Origin of the sequence: Neorhizobium galegae bv. orientalis str. HAMBI 540 (genome assembly GCF_000731315.1) — a bacterium.
Lineage (GTDB): Bacteria > Pseudomonadota > Alphaproteobacteria > Rhizobiales > Rhizobiaceae > Neorhizobium > Neorhizobium galegae.
Genome location: NZ_HG938353.1, coordinates 2,126,423 through 2,149,807, shown reverse-complemented (window position 1 = coordinate 2,149,807; position 23,385 = coordinate 2,126,423). Strand labels below are relative to the sequence as shown.

Below are 23,385 nucleotides of genomic sequence, written 5' to 3'. Positions count from 1 at the left end.
GCTTTTGGCTACCCGGGTTAATCAAGGTAAACGGTTTGTTAACTATATTCGGGCACTAATGCAGGCATGCCTAACGTCCGGCGGGAATCGTCAGAGAGCAGGTTGGCGCAAGCGCCGTACTTTTGAATTGTAGTCCTTTTTGGCTGGAGTGATTGATGAGCGACAAGCACGTGGCTGTTTTGATGGGAGGGTTTTCCTCCGAGCGGCCTGTCAGCCTGTCCTCGGGCACTGCCTGCGCGGATGCTCTCGAAGGCGAAGGCTACCGCGTCACCCGCGTCGATGTCGGCCGGGATGTGGCGGCCGTCCTCTCTGAGCTTCGGCCGGACGTCGCCTTCAACGCCTTGCATGGGCCTTTCGGCGAAGACGGGACGATCCAGGGCATTCTCGAATATCTCGAAATTCCCTATACCCATTCCGGCGTGCTCGCGTCTGCGCTCGCCATGGACAAGCATCAGGCCAAACATGTTGCCAAGGCGTCCGGCATTCCGGTCGCCGAAGCCAAGGCGATGAGCCGGTTCGATATCGGCAATGCTCATCCGATGAAGCCGCCTTACGTGGTGAAGCCGGTCCGCGAGGGGTCGTCCTTCGGTGTCGTGATCGTCCAGGAAAATCAGTCGCATCCGCCGCAAATTATCGGTTCGTCCGAGTGGCGCTACGGCGATCGGGTTCTGGTCGAGCGGTATGTCTATGGCCGCGAGCTCACCTGCGGCGTGATGGGCGATGTGGCGCTTGGGGTTACCGAAGTGGTGCCGCTTAGCCACGCTTTTTACGATTACGACGCGAAATATGCGGAGGGTGGTTCGAAACACGTCATTCCGGCGCAAATTTCACCGAATATTTACCAAAAGATTCAAACACTAGCGCTTAAGGCGCATCAGGCGATGGGCTGCCGTGGCGTCAGTCGCTCCGACTTTCGCTACGACGACCGCTTCTCCGAGAACGGCGAGGTCATCTGGCTGGAAATCAATACGCAGCCGGGCATGACCCCGACATCCTTGGTGCCCGAAATGGCCGGCCATGCCGGCCACTCATTTGGTGAACTCGTCCGTTGGATGGTGGAGGACGCTACGTGTTTGCGTTGATCGGCAGAAAAGCGGGTGGACCGCGTGGCCGTTCTCAGGCTCTTTATCTCGGTGCCGAAGAGCGCCGGGTGCTTCCGCGCCCGCTTCGCCGGGTGTTTCGTTTCTGCGTCAGCCTCGCCACGGGCCGCATCCATATTCCGGCCCATACCGGAACCGTTTCCGCTGCCGGCTTCTTCGCCGCGGTCGGTCTCTACGGCATGTCGCTCGGCGGTCACGGTCAGGCCGTCGCGCAGGCGACCACGGCGGCTGTCGGCTTTGCGATCGAAGACGTTCGCGTTTCCGGTAATGATCAGACCTCCGAAATCGACATCCTGCAGCTTCTCGGGCTCGATGGCACGACGTCACTCGTCGCTCTCGATATCGATTCGGCTCGCCGCAAGCTCTCGGCGCTTCCCTGGGTCCAGTATGCGGAAGTCCGCAAGATCTACCCGAAGACGATCGAGGTGATGCTGAAAGAGCGTCAGGCCTTCGGCATCTGGCAGCACGGTTCGGAACTCTCGCTGATCGAAAAGAACGGCAGCGTAATTGCGCCGCTTCGCGACAACAAGTTCGCTTCCCTGCCGCTCTTCGTCGGCCGCGATGCCGAGGCGGCTGCGGCCTCTTTCGAGGACGCCCTGTCGGGCTGGCCGGAGCTGAAGAACCGGGTGAAAGCCTATGTCCGCATCGCCGGCCGCCGCTGGGATCTGCACCTCGACAACGGCGTCGTGCTGAAGCTGCCTGAGGGCAATGTCGCCAAGGCGCTCGCCATGCTCGCCAAGCTCGAAAAGGATCAGGGCGTGCTGGAGCGTGACGTCGCCGCCGTCGATCTTCGGCTTGAGGATCGCACCACTGTTCAGCTCACCCCTGGCGCTCTGGATCGCCGCAGGGAAGCGCTCGACGCACGATCAAAGGCCCTGAAGAAACTGGGAGAGCAGTCTTGAGCGTATTCGGTTCCTCCCATTTCGGCCTGCCGCGCATGAAGCCGCTGTCTTCCAAGCGTAGCCATGTCGTTTCGGTCCTGGATATCGGCTCCACCAAGGTGGTCTGCATGATCGCCCGGCTGACGCCTCGCCAGGAAAGCCAGGTCCTGCCGGGCCGCACCCACAATATCGAGATCATCGGCATCGGCCACCAGCGCTCGCGCGGTGTGAAGTCCGGCGTGATCGGCGATCTCGACGCAGCTGAAAGCGTCGTCCGTTTGGCGGTCGATGCCGCCGAGCGTATGGCCGGGCTTACCGTCGACAGCCTGATCGTCAATGTCTCCGCTGGCCGCATCACCAGCGACGTCTATACCGCGACGATCGATCTCGGCGGTCAGGAAGTGGAAGAGGCCGATCTCAAGAAGGTTCTGATTGCGGCAAGCCAGCAGTCGCTGCGCCAGGACCGCGCCATCCTTCATTCGCTGCCCACCGGCTTCTCGCTCGACGGCGAGCGCGGCATCCGCGATCCGCTGGCGATGTTCGGCGATACGCTTGGCGTCGACATGCATGTGGTCGCAGCCGAGCGTGCCACGCTGAAGAACCTCGAACTCTGCATCAACCGCGCCCACCTCTCGGTCGAGGGCATGGTCGCGACACCCTATGCCAGCGGCCTTGCAGCCCTCGTCGACGACGAAGTCGAACTCGGTTGCGCCGCGATCGACATGGGCGGCGGCACGACGACGATCTCGGTTTTCGCCGAAGGCAAGCTCGTTCATACGGACGCGATCAGCCTTGGCGGCCATCACGTGACGACCGACCTTGCCCGCGGGCTTTCCACCCGTATCGAGGATGCGGAGCGGATGAAGGTCGTACACGGTTCGGCGCTCGCCAACGGGTCCGACGAACGCGACGTGATCTCCGTCCCGCCGATCGGCGAGGACGACCGCGACCAGCCGACGCAGGTGCCGCGCTCGCTGGTCACCCGTATCGTGCAGGCCCGTATCGAAGAGACGCTCGAACTCATCCGCGACCGCATCCAGAAGTCGGGTTTCAGCCCGATCGTCGGCAAGCGCGTCGTGCTGACCGGTGGCGCCAGCCAACTCACCGGCCTTTCGGAAACGGCGCGCCGGATCCTCGCGCGCAACGTCCGGATCGGTCGCCCGATGGGTGTCTCTGGCCTGCCGACGGCAGCCAAGGGACCGGCGTTTTCGACGGCGGTCGGCCTGATGATCTATCCGCAGGTCGCGGACTTGGAAACACACGCTTCGCAGAGCGGCCTGATGGCCACGCTGGGAAGCGGCAATGGCCGGCTGGCCCGCGTCGGTCAGTGGTTGAAGGAAAGTTTTTGATGTGAGGGGCTCGCCCGCCCGCATCGGAGCAAAGTTGCAATGAATTGGCCGGCGGCGATGCGGCCAGAAAAAGAAGGAACTGGTGCAATGACCATCAAGCTGCAAAAGCCTGATATCACCGAGTTGAAGCCTCGGATTACCGTGTTTGGCGTCGGTGGCGGCGGCGGTAACGCCGTCAACAACATGATCACCGCCGGCCTCGAGGGTGTCGACTTCGTCGTCGCCAACACCGACGCCCAGGCGCTGACCATGACCAAGGCCGAGCGCATCATCCAGATGGGTGCCCGAGTCACTGAAGGTCTCGGCGCCGGTTCGCAGCCGGAAGTCGGTCGCGCCGCCGCGGAAGAATGCCTCGACGAGATCGTCGATCACCTGCATGGCACACACATGTGCTTTGTCACCGCCGGCATGGGCGGCGGTACCGGCACGGGTGCAGCCCCGGTCGTCGCACAGGCAGCCCGCTCCAAGGGCATCCTGACGGTCGGCGTCGTCACCAAGCCGTTCCACTTCGAAGGCCAGCGCCGCATGCGCCTTGCCGAGATGGGTATCCAGGAATTGCAGAAGTCGGTCGACACGCTGATCGTCATTCCCAACCAGAACCTCTTCCGCATCGCCAACGACAAGACGACCTTCGCCGACGCGTTTGCGATGGCCGACCAGGTTCTTTATTCGGGCGTCGCCTGCATTACCGACCTGATGGTCAAGGAAGGCCTGATCAACCTCGACTTCGCCGACGTCCGCTCGGTGATGCGCGAGATGGGCCGCGCGATGATGGGCACCGGCGAAGCATCCGGCCCGGGCCGCGCCATGCAGGCCGCCGAAGCCGCGATCGCCAACCCGCTGCTCGACGAGACCTCGATGAAGGGCGCTCAAGGCCTGCTGATCTCGATCACCGGTGGTCGCGACCTGACGCTGTTCGAAGTCGACGAAGCCGCGACCCGCATCCGCGAAGAAGTCGATCCGGATGCCAACATCATCCTCGGCGCGACCTTCGACGAAGCGCTCGAAGGCCTGATCCGCGTGTCGGTCGTAGCGACCGGCATCGATCGTGCCGCCGGCTCGGTCGACATTCGCGCCGCCGAGATGCGCGCTGCCGCAAAGCCGATCATCCGTCCGTCGGCAGCGATTGCTCCGGCTCCGGTTGCCGCCCAGCCGGCTCCGGTCATGCAGGCCGCTCCGGCTCCGAGGCCGGCCGTCGACCCGATCGCCGAAACGATCCGCATGGCGGAAGCCGAGATGGAACGGGAACTGGCGATCGCAGAACCGCAGCACCAGTATGCGGCTCCGGCACCCCAGCCGGTCGCTCCGCAGCCGGTCATGCAGCAGCAGGAAGAGTTCCGTCCGCAGAGCCGCATCTTCGGTGCTGCTCCGGTCGAAGCACCGGCTCCGGTCATGAGCCGGCCGGCTCCTGCACCGCAACCGGCCCCGGTTCACCAGCACGTACAGCCGCAGCCTGCTCCGATGATGAGCCAGCCCGCTCCTCGCCCGGCACAGCCGGTCTATCGTGAGCCGATGGCGCCTTCGATGTCGCAGGTGGTACAGCCGGTTCGCATGCCGAAGGTCGAGGATTTTCCGCCGGTCGTGAAGGCCGAGATGGATCACCGCGCCCAGCCGGTGAGCCATGTGCAGGAAGAACGCGGCCCGATGGGTCTCCTGAAGCGGATCACCAACTCGCTTGGTCGCCGCGAAGAGGAAGAGCCTGCTCACGTCGAGCCGGCCGCACCGGCTCCGCAGCAGCGTCGTCCGCTGTCGGCGGAAGCAAGTCTTTATGCACCGCGCCGCGGCAATCTCGACGATCATGGACGTGCGGTTCCGCAGGCCCATCACGAGGAAGACCAGCTCGAAATTCCGGCCTTCCTGCGCCGTCAATCGAACTGAGTTAAAGACGGTCACGAAACGTGAAGAAGGCCCGGATCACGCATCCGGGCCTTCAGGCGTTTTATCAATCAGGACGCAGAGTTAACAACGTAACAATCCGAAATGAACAGTGATTTGGATTGTGCCAAACGGCTGCGTATGAAAGACGCTAAGGGACGCCAAAAGAGATCGACCGATTCAGGCGATCGGTCCGGCTGGCGCTAAAGAATATCGGATCCTTCTGCTTTACGGATCCGGCGACAAGAAGGCAGCAGGAATGACTATCGGACTGTTCGGTTTCCAGACCACCATCGCCTCCCCGGTAACACTGAAGGGGATTGGCGTTCATTCTGGAGCCCCTGTCAGCCTCACTTTTCAACCGGCCGAAGCTGGTACCGGCGTGATCTTCACGCGCCTTCTGGACGATGGCAGCTCGGTTGAATATCGCGCCGTTTCCTCGCAGGTCGGCAATACCGATCTCTGCACCGTTCTCGGCACTTCGCTTTCCCGCGCCGTCGCGACGATCGAACACGTGATGGCCGCGCTCTACGCGCTCGGTGTCGACAATATCATGGTCGAAGTCGATAGCGGCGAGATGCCGATCATGGACGGCAGCTCCTATCCTTTCATCGAAGCCATCGAACAGGTCGGCATCGTCAATCTCGGCATCAAGCGCCGTTATATCCGCGTCCTGAAGCCGGTCCGCATCGACTCCGGCGCTTGCTGGTCGGAATTCCGGCCCTATGACGGCACTCGCTTCGAGGTGGAGATCGACTTCTCTTCGCCGCTGATCGGCCGCCAGAGCTGGAAAGGCGACCTGACCGCCGAGACCTTCAAGCAGGAACTCTCCCGCGCCCGCACCTTCGGTTTCATGCGCGACGTGGAGCGTCTCTGGGCTGCCGGCTACGCACTCGGTTCCTCGCTCGAAAATTCGGTCGTCATCTCGGACGACGACACGATCGTCAATGTCGAAGGCCTTCGCTACAAGGACGAATTCGTCCGCCACAAGACGCTTGATGCCGTCGGCGACCTGGCGCTTGCCGGCGCCCAGTTCATCGGCTGCTACCGGTCCTATCGCGGCGGCCACAAGATGAATGCCAATGCGTTGAAGGCGCTGATGAGCGACCCGACGGCTTATGAGGTCGTCGAGGCTCCGTCGTCGCGTGCGGCCCGCGTACGGGCACGGGAGTTCGTACCGGTCAACGTGCCGGAACTGACGTCCTGGTTTGCCTGATAAAGTTGACCCAGTCGACTCGGCCGCTTCTCCGGAAGCGGCCTTTTTCTTTTTGGGAGACAGGTTCCGATTTAACCTTGAAATGCCGTATTGCGGCGACGTGCCACAAAAATGCATTAATGCCGCAGCATTGCGTTGCTCTCCCTTTGCTTTTATGGCTAGAACGGCCTGCTTAGGCGGCGGGCTTATCAGGCGCGGGACGATCAGGAATTGTCGAATGAACCATGTAAGGTCTGTTGGAATGCGTAAGACGGCAAGAGTAGCGCTTGTGTCGCTGGTGCTGGCCGGCGCCGGCTTTGGCGTGACCGCCTGCCAGTCGGATCCCGATATCGACATCACCAAGCTCGGTCTCGAAACGGATGCGCCGGAGACGCTCTACAACCAGGGTCTCGCCAACATGAAGGCCGGCAACCTTGCCGAAGCAGGCCGCAAGTTCGATTCGATCGACCGCCAGAATCCCTTCACCGAATGGGGCCGCAAGGCGCTCGTCATGAGCACCTTCACCAAGTACCGGCTCGGCCGCAACGACGAGGCGGTGGCCACCGGCAACCGCTACATGAGCCAGTATCCGCAATCGCAGGATTCAGCCTATGTCCAGTATCTCGTCGGCCTTGCTTACTCCAAGCAGATCGCCGACGTGACCCAGGACCAGCGCGCTGCCGTGCGCACCATCGATGCGATGAACAAGGTCGTGACCAATTATCCGACCTCGGAATATGTCGAGGATGCGCAGGCGAAGATCCGCTTTGCGCGCGATCAGCTCGCCGGCAAGGAAATGCAGATCGGCCGCTATTATCTGGAGCGCAAGGAATACCTTGCCGCGATCCAGCGTTTCCGCAACGTGGTCGAGCAGTATCCCAACACCAACCAGGTGGAAGAGGCGTTGGCGCGTCTGACCGAAGCCTATTATGCGATGGGCATTACGGAAGAGGCGCAGACCGCTGCCGCGGTCCTCGGGCGCAATTATCCAGACAGCCAGTGGTATGCGGATTCCTTCAAGCTGCTGAAGGGCAACGGCGTCGAACCGCGCGAAAATCGCGGTTCGTGGATTTCCCGCGCCGGGGCCAAGCTGATCGGCGCTTAAGGTCTGAGACATGCTGATCCAGTTGTCGATCCGCGATATCGTTCTGATCGAGCGGCTGGATCTTGCCTTCGAGACCGGCCTTTCGGTGCTGACCGGTGAAACCGGCGCCGGCAAATCGATCCTGCTCGACAGTCTTTCGCTGGCGCTCGGCGGCCGTGGCGATGGCGGCCTGGTCCGTCATGGCGAGGATAAGGGCCAGGTGACGGCCGTCTTCGACGTGTCCGGCAGCCACGGCGCCCGAAAACTCCTGCGCGACAACGGCATCGACGACGATGGCGACCTGATCTTCCGCCGCATCCAGTCGGCCGATGGTCGCACGCGCGCCTCGATCAACGACCAGCCGGTCAGCGTGCAGCTGATGCGCCAGGCCGGCCAGCTTCTGGTCGAGATCCACGGACAGCACGACGACCGGGCACTGATCGATACCGACGCGCACCGTACGCTGCTCGACGCCTTTACCGGCTTAAGCGACGAGGTGCTGCAGCTTTCCGGTCTTTATCGCTCCTGGAAGGACGCGGATCGGGCCTTCAAGACCCATCGCGCCAAGGTCGAGGCCGCGGCCCGCGAAGCCGATTATATCCGTGCCTCGGTGGAAGAGCTGGAAGCGCTGTCGCCGCGTGATGGTGAAGAGGACGAGCTTGCCGAACAGCGTTCGCGAATGCAGAAGTCCGAGCGCATCGCCGGCGACATTTCCGAGGCCTCGGAATTCCTCAATGGCAATGCATCGCCCGTGCCGCTGATCGCCTCGCTGGTGCGGCGCCTGGAGCGCAAGAGCCACGAGGCGCCGGGCCTGCTCGAAGAAACCGTCGAGCTTCTCGATCAGGCGCTCAACTACCTCTCCAATGCCCAGATGGAAGTCGAGGCGGCGCTGAGGCGCACCGAATTCGATCCGCGCGAACTGGAGCGGGTCGAGGAGCGCCTGTTTGCGCTCCGGGCCGCCGGCCGCAAATATTCGATCCCGGTCGCCGACCTGCCAGCGCTTGCCGAAAAGATGATATCGGACCTTGCCGATCTCGATGCCGGCGAGGAGAAGCTCGCCGAGCTGGAAAAGCTGACCGCCGCCGCCAAGGCCGCCTACGATCGGGCCGCCGCCGTCCTGTCCGAGAAGCGCCGGCATGGTGCCGAGGCACTGGCCGAAGCCGTGATGGCCGAGCTGCCGGCGCTGAAGCTCGAACGGGCCCGTTTCATGGTCGATGTGGCGAGCGACCCTGAGGCTGCCAGCGCCGAGGGCATCGATACCGTCGAATTCCACGTCCAGACCAATCCCGGCACGCGTCCCGGCCCGATCATGAAGGTCGCCTCCGGCGGTGAGCTGTCGCGTTTCCTTCTGGCGCTCAAGGTGGCGCTCGCCGACCGCGGTTCGGCTCCCACGCTGGTCTTCGACGAAATCGATACCGGTGTCGGCGGTGCTGTCGCCGATGCGATCGGCCAGCGGCTGAAACGGCTGTCGGACAAGGTGCAGGTGCTTTCCGTCACTCACGCACCGCAGGTGGCCGCGCGCGCCGCGACCCATCTCCTGATCTCCAAGGGACCGGCCGGCGAGGGCACCGACAAGATCGCCACCCGCGTCGCGACCATGGAGCCGGAACACCGCACCGAAGAGATCGCCCGCATGCTCGCCGGCGCATCGGTGACCGACGAAGCGAGGGCTGCGGCGAAGCGGCTGCTGGCGGGGAACGGCTAGGCTCATCCGCCTAGACCCTCCATCCGCTCTTCCCATCGGTAAATTTTGCGCTACAAAACGACTCCTCGCTACCCGAGGAGTAGACCCGCATGCCCGCCGAACAAACGCCCGTCGAAAACCTGACCGAAGAACAGGCCGCAGCCGAGCTCGCCTATCTGGCGGCGGAGATTGCCCGCAATGACGAGCTCTATCATGGCCATGACGCGCCGCAGATTTCGGATGCAGATTACGATGGGCTGAAACGGCGCAACGATGCGATCGAAAAACGGTTTCCGCAGCTGATCCGCGCCGACAGTCCGTCGATCCGGGTCGGCGCAGCACCTTTGCCGACATTTGCGGCGATCACCCATTCGCGGCCGATGCTGTCGCTCGACAACACGTTCTCGGACGACGATGTCCGTGACTTCGTCTCTTCCGTCTACCGTTTCCTCGGCCAGCTTCCGGACGGCTCGATCGCGTTTACCGCCGAGCCGAAGATCGACGGGCTTTCCATGTCGATCCGCTACGAGAATGGCCGGCTGGTGAATGCCGCGACCCGCGGCGACGGTACGACCGGCGAGAACGTCACCGAGAACATCAAGACCATCAAGGAAATCCCCAATCGCCTGCCCGCGGGCGTGCCCGACGTCGTCGAGGTGCGCGGCGAGGTCTATATGACGAAAAGCGACTTCCTGGCGCTTAACGAGAAGATGGCGGCGGAAGGCAAGCAGACCTATGTCAACCCGCGCAATACGGCCGCCGGCTCGCTGCGCCAGCTCGACGCCAAGGTGACCGCCAGCCGTAACCTGAAATTCTTCGCCTATGCCTGGGGCGAAATGTCAGAAATGCCGGCCGATACCCAGATGGGCATGGTCGAGAAATTCAGGGAATGGGGTTTTCCGGTCAACCCGCTGATGAAACGCCTGCATGCGGTCGAGGATATCATCGCGCATTACAAGGATATCGGCCTCAAGCGCCCGGATCTCGACTACGAGATCGACGGCGTCGTCTACAAGGTGGATAGGCTCGATCTGCAGGCCCGACTCGGCTTTCGCTCGCGGTCTCCGCGCTGGGCGACGGCGCATAAATTTCCGGCGGAACAGGCCTTTACCCATGTCGAGCGGATAGACATCCAGGTCGGCCGCACCGGCGCGCTGACGCCGGTGGCGCGGCTGACGCCGGTCACCGTCGGTGGCGTGGTCGTCACCAATGCGACGCTCCACAACGAAGACTACATCAAGGGGCTCGGCAATTCCGGCGAGCCGATCCGCGAGCCGGATCACGATATCCGCGTCGGCGACACCGTCATCGTCCAGCGGGCAGGGGATGTCATCCCGCAGGTGCTCGACGTGGTGATGGAGAAGCGTCCTCCGGAAGCCGTGCCTTACGAATTCCCGAAGAAATGCCCCGTCTGCGACAGTCATGCGGTGCGCGAGCGTAACGAAAAGACCGGCAAGCTCGATTCGGTCACCCGCTGCACCGGCGGTTTCGTTTGCCGTGCGCAGGCGACCGAGCACCTCAAACATTTCGTGTCGCGCAACGCCTTCGATATCGAAGGCCTCGGCTCCAAGCAGATCGATTTCTTCTTCGAGGCGGAAGACGACGCGCTGAAGATCCGCACCGCGCCGGATATCTTTACGCTGAAGCGGCGGCAGGAGGGGTCGACGCTTACCAAGCTTGAAAATATCGAGGGCTTCGGAAAAGTCAGCGTCAAGAAACTGTTCGATGCGATCGACGAGCGGCGCGAGATCGCGCTGCACCGCTTCATCTACGCGCTCGGCATCCGCCACGTGGGCGAGACCACCGCCAAGCTGCTGGCGCGCGCCTACGGCACCTACGAGGCGTTTGCGAAGGCCATGGACGATGCGACCGAGTTTTCCGGCGACGCCTGGGACGATCTCAACAATATCGAGGGCATCGGCGAGGTGATGGCGCGCGCCATCGTCGAGTTCTTCAAGGAGCCGCGCAATGTCGAGGTCATTACCCGGCTTCGCGAAGAGGTGACGCCGCAAGCGGCCGAACAGCCGGTCGCCTCGAACAGCCCGATCGCCGGCAAGACGGTGGTCTTCACCGGATCGCTCGAAAAATTCACCCGCGACGAGGCCAAGGCGAGGGCGGAAAGCCTTGGCGCCAAGGTGGCCGGGTCGGTCTCCAAGAAGACCGACTATGTGGTCGCAGGCCCGGGCGCCGGCTCCAAGCTCGACAAGGCGAGGGAACTCGGCGTCCAGGTGATGGACGAGGACGAATGGCTCGCCTTTATTGCTTGAAGGCCTTCATCGGGTGATGAAGATCACGTCCTGAGCCGCGCCATCGAATAGGCATCGACATATCGTCCTTCGCGGAAGGCGAATTGTTTAAAGTGGCCTTCGACCTCGAAACCGAATTGCCGGTAGAGCGCCAGCGCCGGTTCGTTGTCGGTGTAGACGGTCAGTTCGACGCGCTTCAGGTCCAACCATCGGTCGGCGATGGCGAGGATTTCGCCGATCAGGGCGCGGCCGATCCCGCGGCCAATATAGGCGTCGTGGACGCCCATGCCGATACTTCCGGCATGGCCCCGCCGATTTGCATAGCGGGTCATCCCGACATCGCCGACGATCCTGTCCTTGAGGACCGCGACCAGCGAGATGAAATTGGCGGACTGGTTCTCGATGCTCTTGCGGATTTGCTCCGGGCTGTGGTGCGGCGTGCGCAGTGTGCCAAAACGATAACCGGGCATATTATGCAAGGCGGCAATGGCTGGCGCATCCGCCGGCGTGCGCGCGCGGATCGACAGGCCTTCGGGCCATCGCGCATCGGGGTCTAAGGGTGGTGGGATATCGAACTCTGTCATGCTTGCTCTCCTTGGTTTTCGCCGAGGCAGAGCGGATGTACCGAACCCTGCCATCGGCAGGGTCGGTGGACGGATGACCGATTAACGCGCCAAAACCGCCACGCACCCTGCGGGGTGAATGGTCACGGTAAGATGCATGTGGGCGGCGAAACGGATCATGGTGGCCAAGGTCTCAAACAAGCGCCGAGACGTCAATAGAGTGAAAGCGCTGGCCGTCTTTGCCGAATCGAATTCCCACCTGTAGAAGTCTGCCGAAGCTCATCCGGAACTCGCCCTTGAAAACCATCGCCATCGATTTCGAAACCGCCAACGAGCAGCGCGGCAGCGCGTGTTCGGTCGGGCTTGCCTGGCTGGAGGGCGACGAGGTAGTGCGGGTGGAGGAACGGTTGATCCGCCCGAAGGACATGCGGTTTTCCTCCTTCAACGTCGCGATCCACGGCATCCGGCCGGAGCATGTCGAGGATGCCGGCGAGTTCCCCGAGGTGATGGACGAGTTCGCCGATGATTTTCGCGGCGCGACGATGATTGCCCATAACGCCGCCTTCGATTTCAGCGTCTGGCGGGCCTGCCTCGATGCCTATCGGCAGAGCTATCCGGAGCTTTCCTATCTCTGCAGCGTAAAGATGTCGCAGAAGGTCTGGCCGCAGCTCGGCTCGCACAAGCTCAACGTCCTTGCCCAGCATCTCGGCCTTCGCTTCGCGCATCACAACGCGGCCGAAGACGCGGCCGTCTGCGCGCGGGCGACGATCGCGATCGCCAAATCTCTTGCCGTGCCGCATGTCCGTGACATTCCGGCGATGATCGGCATGAAGGTCGGGCGACTGTTTTCCGGCGGTTACGCCCCCTGCACCTGCCGGCTCAAATAAGAGTTCCCGGACATCCGCTTGTTTCCGCCCCGGCAATCCTTATCTCAGATCACGGATCGTTTACCGGAGCTGTAGTCCCCATGACGCAACCAATGAGCCGCCTTGCCTGCCTTGCATCCGCCACAGCCTTTTCGCTCGGCGTGCTTGCCCTTCCCGCTTCCGCCCAGGTGGTCGGCGAAGTCGGCGTCGACTGGACCGGCAATGACATCATCGTCGAGGCGGTCGCCGATCCGCAGATAAAGGGCGTAACCTGCCACGTCACCTATTTCGAACGCGGCATCATAGACCGGCTTAAGAACGGCAACTGGTTCGAAGACCCCTCCAACAATTCGATTGCCTGCCGCCAGACCGGTCCGATCGAGATTGGCGAGATCGACCTCGGCAAGGGCGGCGAGGAAGTGTTCCGGCAGGGCCGTTCCCTGATTTGGAAGAACCTGCTCGTCAAGCGTATCTACGACAAGGCGAACGACACGCTGATCTATCTCGCTCATTCGCGGCAGGTGGTGGACGGGTCGGCCAAGATGGCGATCTCGACCATTCCGCTCTATAACCAGAACGTCGCCTGGAAGAACGGCAAGCCCAAGCCGTAATCTTTTCAGGCCCGGGCTTAGGCGAGGGCGGCCGCAGCCGCCCGGCCGGCGTTGCGGCCGGAAAACAGGCATCCGCCGAGAAAGGTGCCTTCCAGCGCCCGATAGCCGTGCATGCCGCCACCGCCGAAGCCGGCGGCTTCGCCGATTGCATAGAGGCCCGGAATCGCTTCTCCGTTCTCACCGAGCACGCGGGCCGAGAGGTCCGTTTCGATTCCCCCGAGTGTCTTGCGCGTCAGGATGTTCAGCCTCACCGCGATCAGGGGCCCGTGCGCCGGATCGAGAATGCGGTGCGGTCTTGCCGTGCGCACCAGCTTTTCACCGAGCGAGCGGCGGGCATTGTGGATGCCCATGATCTGCGCGTCCTTGGCAAAGGGATTGGCTACCTGTCCGTCGCGGGCAACGACTTCACGTTCGATATCGGCAAGGTCCAGGAGGTTGCTGCCGGCAAGCCGGTTCATGCCCGCGACCAGTTCGCCAAGGTTTTCGGCGATCACGAAATCCTCGCCGTGTTCCTTGAAGGCCTCGACCGGACCGGTCGCCTTCCTGCCGATCGCTCGTTTCGCCGTCAACTTCCAGTCGCGACCGGTGAGATCGGGGTTCTGTTCCGATCCGGACAGCGCGAATTCCTTGCGGATGATGCTCTGGTTCAGCACGAACCAGCTATAGTCGTAGCCGGTCGCCATCAGGTGCTGCAGCGTGCCGAGCGTATCGTAGCCGGGATAAAAAGGGGCGGGCAGGCGATTGCCCGTCGCGTCGAACCACAGCGAGGAAGGGCCGGGCAGGATGCGGATGCCATGGTTTTGCCAGATCGGGTTCCAGTTCCGCAGGCCCTCCGTATAGTGCCACATGCGGTCGCGGTTGATCACCTGCCCGCCGGCGGACCGCGCAATGCCGATCATCCGCCCGTCCACGTGCTTCGGCACGCCCGAGACCATGATGGCCGGCGGTCGCCCAAGCCGTTCCGGCCACATCTGCCGTACGAGATCCTGATTGCCGCCGATGCCGCCCGAAGCGACGATGACGATCGGCGCATTGAGTTCGAAGTCACCGGCCGGTGTCCTGGAGGTTTCTTCGCCACGCAGCGCCGTACTCGCCTTCAGAATTGTGCCGGCAACGCCGGTCACAGCCTTCCCGGTTTTCACCAGATTGTCGACGCGGTGCCGCCAGAGGAAGCGGATCTTTCCGCTCGTCTCCGCCTCGCGCGCCCGCCGTTCGAACGGTTCGACGACGCCGGGGCCGGTGCCCCAGGTGGTGTGGAACCGCGGCACCGAATTGCCGTGCGAAGTCGCCGAGCCGCCGCCGCGTTCCGCCCAGCCGACCACCGGGAAGATGCGGTGGCCCATCTGCCTGAGCCATGCGCGTTTTTCGCCGGCGGCAAACGCCACATAGGCTTCTGCCCAGAGGCGTGGCCAATGGTCCTCCTCGCGGTCGAAACCGGCGGTGCCGAGCCAGTCCCGCCAGGCGAGCTCGAGCGAATCGCGGATGCCCATCCGCCGCTGCTCGGGAGAATCGACTAGGAACAGCCCGCCGAGCGACCAGAAGGCCTGGCCGCCGAGGTTCTGTTCCGGTTCCTGGTCGAGGATGACGACAGAGCGGCCGGCATCTGCAAGCTCGGTCGCGGCAACGGGGCCCGAAAGCCCCGCGCCCACCACGATGACATCAACTCCGTCGCTCAAGCGCGCTCCTCCCAAAGCGTGAAGATACAAACCATGTGCATCCTTACCGCGAATACAGTCATGCGGTGTGGCGGGAGTCAATTCAGGCGTGGCGGCACAAAAAAACAGGCCCGCAAAGCGAGCCTGTTCTTCCGTCGTTGAATGGCCGACTAGCGGACGTAGACGATCTTGCCGCCATTGGCAGCCGTTTCGATGCCCGCCACATGCTGCAACTGGACGTTCTTCTCTTCGAGAGCCGCCATCAGGTTGGAATCAGTTTGGATCTGCGCCTGGGCGGCCTCCGCTGCCTGCGGGTTGGGGGTCGTCAGCGTCGGCGGGATCTTGTCGTTCGACGATTCGCTATCCGTAGCCTCGGTGATGTAGACCACCGTGACGTCCGACGGGGAGGGGGCCGGCGTGGTCGGGGCGAGGTCCTGGGCGTAAACGCCCCCGATTGAGGAAGCGGATATAAGAGTTGCGAGAGCAATAGCCTTCTTCATAACATGTTCCTTTCTCGGTTCTTAGGTGCCGAACACGTGTCTCTTCGGCACCAAGATATAGACGGAACCGGAAACGCCCGGAGATTGTTCCGGGCTTTTCTGAAATCATCTCTAGGCAGCAATGATTTAAGGTTCCATCACCCGCGTAGAGGCGATTGTGAATGGCTTTCGCCGAAACGGGGTCCGGAGGAAAGACACCGGCCCCCGTTTCATCAACGGCGAATCAGCGGACGTAGACGGTCCGGCTGCCATCGGCGGCGGTGTCGATCGCCACGACGTTGTTGAGTTCGACGTTCTGCTTCAGAAGATCGGCTCGCAGCGCACGGTCGGCCTTCACCTCGGCCTGTGCCTTCTGCACCATTGCCTGGCTTGGATGGATGATGCTCTCAGGCACGTCGAGCCGTTTGGCGCTATTGTCGATTTCGGGATCGGTATAGACGATGGCGACATCGCCGGCGGGCTTGGCCGTCATGCCCATATCGCGGGCATAGGCGGTTCCCATCGTGGCTGCGGACATCAGGACTGCGAGAGCAAAAGCCTTGTTCATGGTCGTTCTCCTATCTGGGTAAACCAGCCGAGAGGCGTTTGAGGCGTCGGTTGGGCGTTTAGCGACGGGAGAACGTGGACCCGGTTCCCCGGTTCCGTTTAAAATTGTTACAAATAGGCAATGATTACAATGCGTTAATCTTCCGTCACATTTGCGTGTGACGGAAGACCCGGACATAGTTTCGGACTTTTTTGCGCCTGCGAAATTACGCGGCTTCGCGCGCCAGCTCGTCGGCGATGACGGTGTCCAGGTTCAGGAAGCAGACCATCGTCTTTTCAAGCGCGACGATGCCGCGGCAGAAGGCGCGCTGGGCTTCCGGAATGATTTCCGGAGCCGGCTGCAGGTCTTCACCACGGATGGTCATCATGTCGGAGACCTGTTCGACCAGCAGGCCGACCAGCTTGCCGGCGATGTCGGTGACGATGATCGCGGAACGTTCCGACGGTTCGGTCATCTTCATGCCGAGGCGGCAGGCCATGTCGATGACCGGGATCACCGCGCCGCGCAGGTTGATGAGGCCGAGCACGTAGGACGGGGTGTGCGGCATCGGGGTCACCGGTGCCCAGCCACGGATTTCGCGGATCGCCATGATGTCGATGCAGAATTCCTGGTCTCCGAGATGGAAGGAGACGATTTCGAGGTAGGCGCCGGACTGTTTGATGGCATTGCTCATGTCAGAACTCTTCCCATTTGTCTGAGGATCCCACGGCCTTCGGCTTGGCGGAGGTGGGGCTGTTGCTGAAGGCTCCCGCGAGCTTGTTCATCAAGTTGAGTGCGGGCGATGGTTTGGGTGGCGTGGAAGCGCTCGCAGCCTCGACGGCGCGCGGGCCATTGCCTCCGCGGATCTGGAAATGGCTGATCAGCTGGTTGAGGTTTTCGGCATCGCTTGCCAGCGAATGGCTGGCAGCGGTGCTCTGCTCCACCATTGCGGCATTCTGTTGCGTTGCTTGGTCCATCTGGCCGATCGCGATATTGATTTCCGTCAGTCCGGTCGATTGTTCGCGCGCAGAGGTGAAGATCGCGTGAACGTGATCGTTGATTTTCAGCACGTCGTCGCCGATCCGCGTCAGCGCTTCGCCGGTCGCCTTCACCAGATCGACGCCGGTCTTGACCTCGTGGTTCGAACGGGTGACCAGCGCCTTAATATCCTTGGCCGCGCCGGCAGCGCGTCCGGCGAGTTCGCGCACTTCCTGTGCGACGACGGCAAAGCCCTTGCCGGCTTCGCCCGCGCGGGCCGCCTCGACGCCGGCATTGAGCGCCAGCAGGTTGGTCTGGAAGGCGATCTCGTCGACGACGTTGATGATCTTGCCGATCTCGGCGGTCGCGTCCTCGATCCGCCTCATGGCGGCCGTGGCATCGCGAACCACGTCGGAGGACTTTTCGGTATAGTCCTTGGCATCGCTCACCATTTGCGTCGCTTCCTCGGCGCGGCTGGTGGCGTTGCGTACGGTCGCCGTGATTTCTTCGAGGGCTGCCGATGTTTCCTCGAGCGAGGCCGCCTGCTTCTCGGTCCGCTTCGCGAGGTCGTCGGCAGCGGAGCGCATCTGGTTCGCGTTTGCGCCGATGGAACTCGAGCTGGTGGCGACCTCGGTCATGACGTGGCGCAGACGCTCGACGACCCGGTTGAAATCGGCGCGCAGGCGCTCGAGATCACCACGGAAGGGCCGATCGAGGGCGGCCGCAAGATCGCCTTCGGAGAGGCGGTTGAGGGCGCTTGCAAGCGAATCGACTGCGAAGTGGAGCGCTTCGGCTTCGGCCTTCTGTTCGGACTCGCTCGTCTGCCGCCGGGTTTCGTTCTGGCGGCGTTCGTCTTCAAGATTGACCTCCAGGGTCTGGCGTTCGACGGCTGCAAGTCTGAAGACGTCGGTGGCGCGCGCCATTTCGCCAATCTCGTCGCCGAGATCTATGCCGGGCACGGGGGTGTTGTAGTCGCCGCCGATGATCCGCTGCATGCTGGCGCGAACGCCGTCGATGCCGCGCCGGATCGCGCCGCCGTGAATGCTCTGCAGGAACGCCATGGCGACCAATGCGATCAACCCGCAGCCGAGCTGCACATAGAGCGAGGTCGAGGAAAGCGTATTCGCCTCCTGGACGCGGCTGCGCACCAGTTTCTCGCCCGCGACGGCAGCCGTATCGAGCATTGCGCCAACCCGTTCGCCGGCACCGTCGATGGCGTCGTCGATCTTGTCATAGGCCTCTTCGGGCGCGCCGGTTTCGACCATTTTTCTGAGATCGACCTGGATCGCCGTCGAGAGAGCTGCGAGGTCCGTCTCGAAATTTGAGACGAGGCCTGGATTGCTGATTTCAGCCGCGAGTTTCTTCAGATTACCGACAGAGCTTTTCAGCTTGTCGGAAGAGTCCGCCATCGCCTTCAGCCGGCTCGGCTCGACACGTTTGTCGTCGCGGTCGACGATCGTGTCCATCGCTGCGAGAACGAGTTCTAGGTTGGCAATGCGCATGCCGTCGACCGTATCCACGTGCTCCTGGATATCGGTCGCGCGCTGCAGCGCTTCGTCGAGCTGTCTGCCTTCGTACCAGCCGACAAGCAGCATCGCGCCGATGCCGACAAAGGCGGAGCCTGCCAGCGTCCAGAGCCGGTGATTGACCGACAGCGTCTTGCGAAGGGGTTTTGCCGTCATGCTGTTGAAATTCCTCCCACGCCGGATCAGGTCCGGCAGACTGCAGATAGAGATGGAAACTGAGGGCGAACCGGTGTCGGCGACATCATGTCTTTTCGCGGTCGACATAGCGGCCCCTAGTGCGATGCGTGTTGCATCCTCACTCCCATTCGCCGCTACGAATCGTAAACCACGTTCGCCTTTATAAGATCTCAGACAGGTATTAATCTTACCCTAAACTTGTTCGAAGGTTGCGACCTTCTGAAAAGCCGGAAAGGGTGGTAGATTGAACGTTATGAACAGTACAATCGAGACTTATCGCCTGCCGCTGATCGCCGCCGTAAGCCTGCTCTTGCTCGGGTTCGGTGGTGTCGCCTTTTACGGTTGGCTCCGGTTCGGCTCTTCCATCCTGCTGACGCTTGGCGAAACCGGCCTTTCCTGGTGTTTCTGACCGGCCGCCGTTTCGTTGAGACAAATCAGCGCGATATCTTTCGAAAACGGCTTCTTGAATTGCTTCGCTGCCATCTCGGGTCTATCGATCCGTCATTAGGTCTGAGCTGAAGAGATACCGATGAAAAGCTTTCGCACCATCCTCTGGGTTGCCGTCGTGGCGCTTGCCGGCGTACTTGTCTGGCTGACGATGGAAGTGACGGGGTCGAAACAGCAGCTGGCAGAAGGTCCGTTCGGCGTGCCGTTCGAGCTCGTTGCCCAGAACGGCCAGCCGATCACCGAAAAGGCCTTCCAGGACAAGCCGACGGCGCTGTTCTTCGGCTTCACCCATTGCCCGGAAGTGTGCCCCACGACGCTGTTCGAGCTGAACGGCTGGCTGCACAAGGTCGATCCGGACGGCACCAAGCTCAACGGCTATTTCGTCAGCATCGATCCGGAGCGCGACAGCCCGGAACTGCTCGGTCAATATGTGTCCAATGTCACCGACCGGGTGAAGGGGATTTCCGGTCCGCCGGCCAAGGTCGAGGAGATGGCCAAGGGTTTCAAGGTCTATTTCAAGAAAGTCCCGGTCGATGAGAAGGCTCCGAACGGCGACTACACGATGGACCACACCGCCTCGGTTTTCCTGCTCGACAATGGCGGACGCTTCGCCGGCACCATCGCCTATGGGGAAAATCCCGACGTCGCGGTCAAGAAGCTCGAAAAACTCATCAAGGGCTGATACGTTTGACGTTGAAGCCGACACGGCTTCTGTGGCAATCCTCTCCGCCACCGTTTTGAACAGCTGAGAGACCCTTCCTTGAGCGAAATCCGCCTTTACGTCACGTCCACCGAAAAAGGTGCGGCCGAGATCCTCGATATCCTGTCGGAGGTTTTCGGCGAGGAGGACTTCGCCATCGCCACCACCGAGGTGGACGAGAAAAAGGACATCTGGGAAGCGTCCGTCTACATGCTGGCGGATGACGAGGAGGCGGTGCGCGAGCGTATCGCCGAGGGCCTTGCCCGAGCTTTTCCCGATCTTGAAATCCAAAGGGAGATCATCCCGGATATCGACTGGATCGCCAAGTCGCTGGAAGGGCTGAAGCCGGTGAGGGCAGGGCGGTTCATCGTCCACGGCTCGCACGACCGCAACAAGGTGAAGGTCAACGATATCGCCATCGAGATCGATGCGGGCCAGGCCTTCGGCACCGGCCATCACGGCACTACCGCCGGCTGCCTCGAAGTGATCGAGGAGGTGATGCGCGCAAGGACCGTCCGCAACGCGCTCGATCTTGGAACCGGAAGCGGCGTGCTGGCGATTGCGGTGCGCAAGCTGGCCAATATCCCGGTGCTCGCGACCGACATAGACCCAGTCGCTGTTCGGGTGGCCCGTGAAAATGTCCGCCGAAACGGCATCGCCACCGGCATACGGCTCGAGACCGCGCCGGGATTCCATTCGCCGGCATTCGGTCGGGAAGGACCGTTCGACCTGATCATCGCCAACATTCTGGCACGGCCGCTGATGAAGATGGCGCCGCAGCTCGCGGCACATCTGGCGCCCGGCGGTTCGGTGATCCTCTCCGGCATTCTGGCTACACAGCGCTGGAAGGTGCTGGCCGCCTATAGCGGCGTCCGTCTCGCCCACGTCCGCACCATCTGGCGTAATGGCTGGGTCACGATCCATCTGCGCCACGATTGACTGGTTTGCGGTGCAGTATTGAATTCTTCGCATGACTTCTGGGGCCGGACAGCAAAAAGGCGGCACCGGTGGCGCCGCCTTGCGATCAGTTCTGAAACTGATCTACCCGCGAGCGTGAGGAGGGAGATGCTCGAGCGGGCCTCGTATCCTGATAGCCGGGGCGGGTGAGGGAGGAGAGCCCGCGCCGGCCAAATGATCAGAATACGTAGCTTAGAATACGTAGTTCTGGGCGCCCTTGCGGCGCAGTTCTTCACGGCTGGTGCCGAGGCCCTTCAGCGTTTCGTCGTCAAGGCCCAGCAGGGCGCCGTTGACGTAACGGGCAACCTGACGCTCGCGAGCTTCGACCATGCGGTTGAAGGCATTGCGGAAGAAAGAGTTGGCCATGGAAGCGATCCTTTTGATACGGGCCTTGTTCGGCGCCCGTTCGATGATGTGAATATAGCGATTGCTGCACCGCACAGTGAGAGGGGTTCTCTCATTGGTGGTATGCGTTTGCTGCATATGAAGGCTATGTCGGCGCCAAACGCATTGAGCAGATGCACAATCGCCGATCATCTCCGGCTCGGCTGGCAATGTCTGCCGAAGATCGGCTAACATGATCGCAGCCTCTCGGAATCAAGCAGCCCGGAAACTCAAGCCTATGTTCCAATCCTTCGAAGTGAAGTCCGCCCCGCAGTTCGGCCGCGATCGCGTCAGCGCGCTCAGGGCGAAATTCGCCGATCTCGGCATTGACGGTTTTCTTATTCCCCGTGCCGATGAATACCAGGGCGAATACGTGCCGGCCTCCGCCGAACGCCTGTCCTGGCTCACCGGTTTCACCGGATCGGCCGGCATGGCGCTCATCACGCAACGTGAGGCTATCGTTTTCGTCGATGGACGTTACGTCACCCAGCTTGCCGAACAGGTGGACGGCTCGATGTTCACCGCTGGCGATCTCGTCAACGAACCGCCGCATGTCTGGCTGCCGCGCCACGGCGCCAAAGGTTTCCGGCTCGGTATCGATCCGTGGCTGCATGCGGGCGCGGAAGTGCGGCGGCTGGAAAAGGCGCTTGCCGAGATCGGCGGTTCGCTGGTGCTGCTCGACGCCAATCCGCTCGACGCGATCTGGGCCGATCGTCCCGCCGAGCCGCTCGGCGCCGTGTCGATCCAGAAACAGGAGCATGCCGGCACCCTGGCGAGCGAGAAGATTGCGGCGATTGCGAGCCAGGTGAAGGAGAAGGGGGCGGGCGCGGTGGTCATCGCCGACCCGACATCGGTCGCCTGGATCTTCAACATCCGCGGCGATGACGTGCCGCACACGCCCTATCCGCTGTCGCGGGCGATCATCCCGGCCGAGGGCAAGGCGGAAATCTTTCTTGATCAGATGAAGACCGGCATCGAACAGGCCGCCTACCTGGCTCAGATTTGCGTGCAGCGCCCGCCTTCGGAATTCCTGGCGCGGCTTGCGGCCTTCTCGGCGGACGGCGCAAAGATCCTGATCGATCCCGAGTTGACGCCGCTGGCGCTCACCAAAGCGATCACGGCCGCCGGCGGCGAGGTGGTCGAGGCTTCCGATCCGGCAAAACTGCCGCGCGCCTGCAAGAACCGCGAGGAGCTCGACGGCTCGGCCAAGGCGCATCTGCAGGATGGCGCGGCGATGGTCGAATATCTCTGCTGGCTCGACGCCCAGGCGCCCGGCACGATCACCGAGATCGATGCGGTCAAGGCGCTGGAGGCGACCCGCGCCCGCATCGGCCAAAACATGCAGAACCCGCTGAAGGACATTTCCTTCGATACGATCTCCGGCGCGGGCGAACACGGCGCGGTCATCCACTACCGGGTGACGACCGAGACCAACCGCAAGCTCGAAGCCGGCGAGCTTTTCCTGGTCGATTCGGGCGCGCAATATGTCAACGGCACGACCGACATAACCCGCACGGTCGCGGTCGGCGCGGTGCCCGAAGAACACAAGCGTTTCTTCACGCTGGTGCTGAAGGGCATGATCGGCATCAGCACGGCGCGGTTTCCGAAGGGCACCCGCGGCTGTGATCTCGATCCGCTCGCCCGCATCGCGCTCTGGAAGGCCGGCGGCGACTATGCACATGGCACCGGCCACGGCGTCGGCTCATATCTCTCGGTGCATGAGGGACCGCAGCGGATCTCACGGCTGGCGACCCAGGAACTGCTGCCCGGCATGATCCTCTCCAACGAGCCTGGTTATTATCGTCCCCGCTCCTTCGGGATCCGCATCGAGAACCTGATCTATGTGAAGGCGGCCGAGGATATCGACGGCGGCGACCAGCCGATGCTCGCCTTCGAGACGCTGACCTGGTGCCCGATCGACCGCCGCCTCGTGCTGCCTGACCTAATGACCGCCGAGGAACTCGGCTGGCTGAACGGCTACCACGCCGCCGTGCGCGAAAAGCTGCTGCCGCTGATCGACGACGAGGCGGTCAAGACCTGGCTGGTAAAGGCGACAGAGCCGCTTTCCTGAAGCAGGTGCC

The 23,385-nt window shown here is 62.4% G+C and carries 21 protein-coding genes; 14 read left to right on the top strand and 7 right to left on the bottom strand.

Features of this window, described 5'->3' with window-relative positions:
* The first annotated feature begins 155 nt into the window (after positions 1 to 155).
* The 8 genes from RG540_RS10765 to ligA all read left to right on the top strand — a co-directional run bounded on the left by RG540_RS10765 (position 156) and on the right by ligA (position 11,435).
* Positions 156 to 1,082, top strand: a complete 927-nt coding sequence (locus RG540_RS10765) for a D-alanine--D-alanine ligase (protein WP_038587584.1) — start codon at positions 156 to 158, stop codon at positions 1,080 to 1,082.
* Positions 1,070 to 2,002 carry a cell division protein FtsQ/DivIB gene (locus RG540_RS10760; RefSeq protein WP_038587581.1) on the top strand — a complete coding sequence of 311 codons (933 nt, stop codon included), beginning with the start codon at positions 1,070 to 1,072 and terminating at the stop codon, positions 2,000 to 2,002. The genes RG540_RS10765 and RG540_RS10760 overlap by 13 nt, the downstream gene beginning before the upstream one ends.
* Complete coding sequence (gene ftsA / locus RG540_RS10755) at positions 1,999 to 3,330, top strand: cell division protein FtsA (protein WP_038587579.1); 1,332 nt, start codon at positions 1,999 to 2,001, stop codon at positions 3,328 to 3,330. Before RG540_RS10760 ends, ftsA begins: the two co-directional genes overlap by 4 nt.
* Before the next feature lie 87 nt (positions 3,331 to 3,417).
* Positions 3,418 to 5,208 (top strand): cell division protein FtsZ, encoded by a 1,791-nt coding sequence (ftsZ, locus tag RG540_RS10750; RefSeq protein ID WP_038593522.1) that lies wholly within the window; start codon positions 3,418 to 3,420, stop codon positions 5,206 to 5,208.
* Between the two features lie 256 nt (positions 5,209 to 5,464).
* Positions 5,465 to 6,421 (top strand): UDP-3-O-acyl-N-acetylglucosamine deacetylase, encoded by a 957-nt coding sequence (gene lpxC / locus RG540_RS10745; RefSeq protein ID WP_038587576.1) that lies wholly within the window; start codon positions 5,465 to 5,467, stop codon positions 6,419 to 6,421.
* Between the two features lie 241 nt (positions 6,422 to 6,662).
* A complete protein-coding gene (locus RG540_RS10740) occupies positions 6,663 to 7,505 on the top strand; it encodes an outer membrane protein assembly factor BamD (protein ID WP_407668888.1) in 843 nt (280 codons plus the stop codon).
* Positions 7,506 to 7,515: 10 nt separating this feature from the next.
* Positions 7,516 to 9,189 (top strand): DNA repair protein RecN, encoded by a 1,674-nt coding sequence (gene recN / locus RG540_RS10735; protein WP_038587568.1) that lies wholly within the window; start codon positions 7,516 to 7,518, stop codon positions 9,187 to 9,189.
* Positions 9,190 to 9,278: 89 nt separating this feature from the next.
* A complete protein-coding gene (gene ligA, locus RG540_RS10730) occupies positions 9,279 to 11,435 on the top strand; it encodes an NAD-dependent DNA ligase LigA (RefSeq protein WP_038587566.1) in 2,157 nt (718 codons plus the stop codon).
* A 23-nt stretch (positions 11,436 to 11,458) separates the two neighbouring features.
* On the opposite strand, the gene RG540_RS10725 is transcribed toward ligA, so the two are convergent.
* Positions 11,459 to 11,998: a GNAT family N-acetyltransferase gene (locus RG540_RS10725; protein WP_038587563.1), complete on the bottom strand. Its 540-nt coding sequence runs from the start codon at positions 11,996 to 11,998 to the stop codon at positions 11,459 to 11,461.
* A 275-nt stretch (positions 11,999 to 12,273) separates the two neighbouring features.
* On the opposite strand from RG540_RS10725, the gene RG540_RS10720 reads away from it, so the two are divergent.
* Positions 12,274 to 12,864, top strand: a complete 591-nt coding sequence (locus RG540_RS10720) for a 3'-5' exonuclease (protein ID WP_038587560.1) — start codon at positions 12,274 to 12,276, stop codon at positions 12,862 to 12,864.
* A gap of 92 nt (positions 12,865 to 12,956) precedes the next feature.
* The gene (locus RG540_RS10715) at positions 12,957 to 13,454 is read left to right on the top strand and encodes a CreA family protein (RefSeq protein WP_038587557.1); all 498 of its coding nucleotides are present in this window, start codon (positions 12,957 to 12,959) and stop codon (positions 13,452 to 13,454) included.
* Positions 13,455 to 13,471: 17 nt separating this feature from the next.
* On the opposite strand, the gene RG540_RS10710 is transcribed toward RG540_RS10715, so the two are convergent.
* The 5 genes from RG540_RS10710 to RG540_RS10690 all read right to left on the bottom strand — a co-directional run bounded on the left by RG540_RS10710 (position 13,472) and on the right by RG540_RS10690 (position 18,795).
* Positions 13,472 to 15,130, bottom strand: a complete 1,659-nt coding sequence (locus RG540_RS10710) for an FAD-binding dehydrogenase (RefSeq protein WP_038587554.1) — start codon at positions 15,128 to 15,130, stop codon at positions 13,472 to 13,474.
* 149 nt (positions 15,131 to 15,279) lie between these two features.
* A complete protein-coding gene (locus RG540_RS10705; RefSeq protein WP_038587551.1) occupies positions 15,280 to 15,609 on the bottom strand; it encodes a hypothetical protein in 330 nt (109 codons plus the stop codon).
* Between the two features lie 223 nt (positions 15,610 to 15,832).
* Complete coding sequence (locus RG540_RS10700; protein ID WP_038587548.1) at positions 15,833 to 16,156, bottom strand: hypothetical protein; 324 nt, start codon at positions 16,154 to 16,156, stop codon at positions 15,833 to 15,835.
* Positions 16,157 to 16,361: 205 nt separating this feature from the next.
* Positions 16,362 to 16,829: a chemotaxis protein CheW gene (locus tag RG540_RS10695; protein WP_007770391.1), complete on the bottom strand. Its 468-nt coding sequence runs from the start codon at positions 16,827 to 16,829 to the stop codon at positions 16,362 to 16,364.
* Position 16,830: 1 nt separating this feature from the next.
* Positions 16,831 to 18,795, bottom strand: coding sequence for a methyl-accepting chemotaxis protein (locus RG540_RS10690; RefSeq protein WP_038593519.1), 1,965 nt, complete (start codon positions 18,793 to 18,795; stop codon positions 16,831 to 16,833).
* 274 nt (positions 18,796 to 19,069) lie between these two features.
* On the opposite strand from RG540_RS10690, the gene RG540_RS32360 reads away from it, so the two are divergent.
* The 3 genes from RG540_RS32360 (at position 19,070) to RG540_RS10680 (ending at position 20,902) form a co-directional block, all read left to right on the top strand.
* Positions 19,070 to 19,225, top strand: coding sequence for a hypothetical protein (locus RG540_RS32360; RefSeq protein ID WP_155414634.1), 156 nt, complete (start codon positions 19,070 to 19,072; stop codon positions 19,223 to 19,225).
* Positions 19,226 to 19,345: 120 nt separating this feature from the next.
* Positions 19,346 to 19,945, top strand: coding sequence for an SCO family protein (locus RG540_RS10685; protein WP_038587545.1), 600 nt, complete (start codon positions 19,346 to 19,348; stop codon positions 19,943 to 19,945).
* A 78-nt stretch (positions 19,946 to 20,023) separates the two neighbouring features.
* Positions 20,024 to 20,902 carry a 50S ribosomal protein L11 methyltransferase gene (locus tag RG540_RS10680; RefSeq protein WP_038587542.1) on the top strand — a complete coding sequence of 293 codons (879 nt, stop codon included), beginning with the start codon at positions 20,024 to 20,026 and terminating at the stop codon, positions 20,900 to 20,902.
* A gap of 210 nt (positions 20,903 to 21,112) precedes the next feature.
* Here RG540_RS10680 and RG540_RS32840 read toward each other — a convergent pair whose 3' ends face one another.
* Complete coding sequence (locus RG540_RS32840) at positions 21,113 to 21,286, bottom strand: hypothetical protein (RefSeq protein WP_038549294.1); 174 nt, start codon at positions 21,284 to 21,286, stop codon at positions 21,113 to 21,115.
* 256 nt (positions 21,287 to 21,542) lie between these two features.
* Between RG540_RS32840 and RG540_RS10670 the strand changes: the two genes are divergently transcribed.
* Entirely contained in the window at positions 21,543 to 23,375 is a 1,833-nt protein-coding gene (locus RG540_RS10670) for an aminopeptidase P family protein (RefSeq protein ID WP_038587539.1), read from the top strand.
* The last annotated feature ends 10 nt before the right edge of the window (positions 23,376 to 23,385 follow it).

Coding starts and splice junctions, on each gene's coding strand:
- RG540_RS10690 (WP_038593519.1), bottom strand. CDS start 18,795: ATGACGGCAAAACCCCTTCGCAAGACGCTGTCGGTCAATCACCGGCTC.
- RG540_RS10700 (WP_038587548.1), bottom strand. CDS start 16,156: ATGAACAAGGCTTTTGCTCTCGCAGTCCTGATGTCCGCAGCCACGATG.
- RG540_RS10685 (WP_038587545.1), top strand. CDS start 19,346: ATGAAAAGCTTTCGCACCATCCTCTGGGTTGCCGTCGTGGCGCTTGCC.
- RG540_RS10695 (WP_007770391.1), bottom strand. CDS start 16,829: ATGAGCAATGCCATCAAACAGTCCGGCGCCTACCTCGAAATCGTCTCC.
- lpxC (WP_038587576.1), top strand. CDS start 5,465: ATGACTATCGGACTGTTCGGTTTCCAGACCACCATCGCCTCCCCGGTA.
- recN (WP_038587568.1), top strand. CDS start 7,516: ATGCTGATCCAGTTGTCGATCCGCGATATCGTTCTGATCGAGCGGCTG.
- ftsZ (WP_038593522.1), top strand. CDS start 3,418: ATGACCATCAAGCTGCAAAAGCCTGATATCACCGAGTTGAAGCCTCGG.
- RG540_RS32840 (WP_038549294.1), bottom strand. CDS start 21,286: ATGGCCAACTCTTTCTTCCGCAATGCCTTCAACCGCATGGTCGAAGCT.
- RG540_RS10725 (WP_038587563.1), bottom strand. CDS start 11,998: ATGACAGAGTTCGATATCCCACCACCCTTAGACCCCGATGCGCGATGG.
- ligA (WP_038587566.1), top strand. CDS start 9,279: ATGCCCGCCGAACAAACGCCCGTCGAAAACCTGACCGAAGAACAGGCC.
- RG540_RS32360 (WP_155414634.1), top strand. CDS start 19,070: ATGAACAGTACAATCGAGACTTATCGCCTGCCGCTGATCGCCGCCGTA.
- RG540_RS10705 (WP_038587551.1), bottom strand. CDS start 15,609: ATGAAGAAGGCTATTGCTCTCGCAACTCTTATATCCGCTTCCTCAATC.
- RG540_RS10765 (WP_038587584.1), top strand. CDS start 156: ATGAGCGACAAGCACGTGGCTGTTTTGATGGGAGGGTTTTCCTCCGAG.
- RG540_RS10715 (WP_038587557.1), top strand. CDS start 12,957: ATGAGCCGCCTTGCCTGCCTTGCATCCGCCACAGCCTTTTCGCTCGGC.
- RG540_RS10740 (WP_407668888.1), top strand. CDS start 6,663: ATGCGTAAGACGGCAAGAGTAGCGCTTGTGTCGCTGGTGCTGGCCGGC.
- RG540_RS10670 (WP_038587539.1), top strand. CDS start 21,543: ATGTTCCAATCCTTCGAAGTGAAGTCCGCCCCGCAGTTCGGCCGCGAT.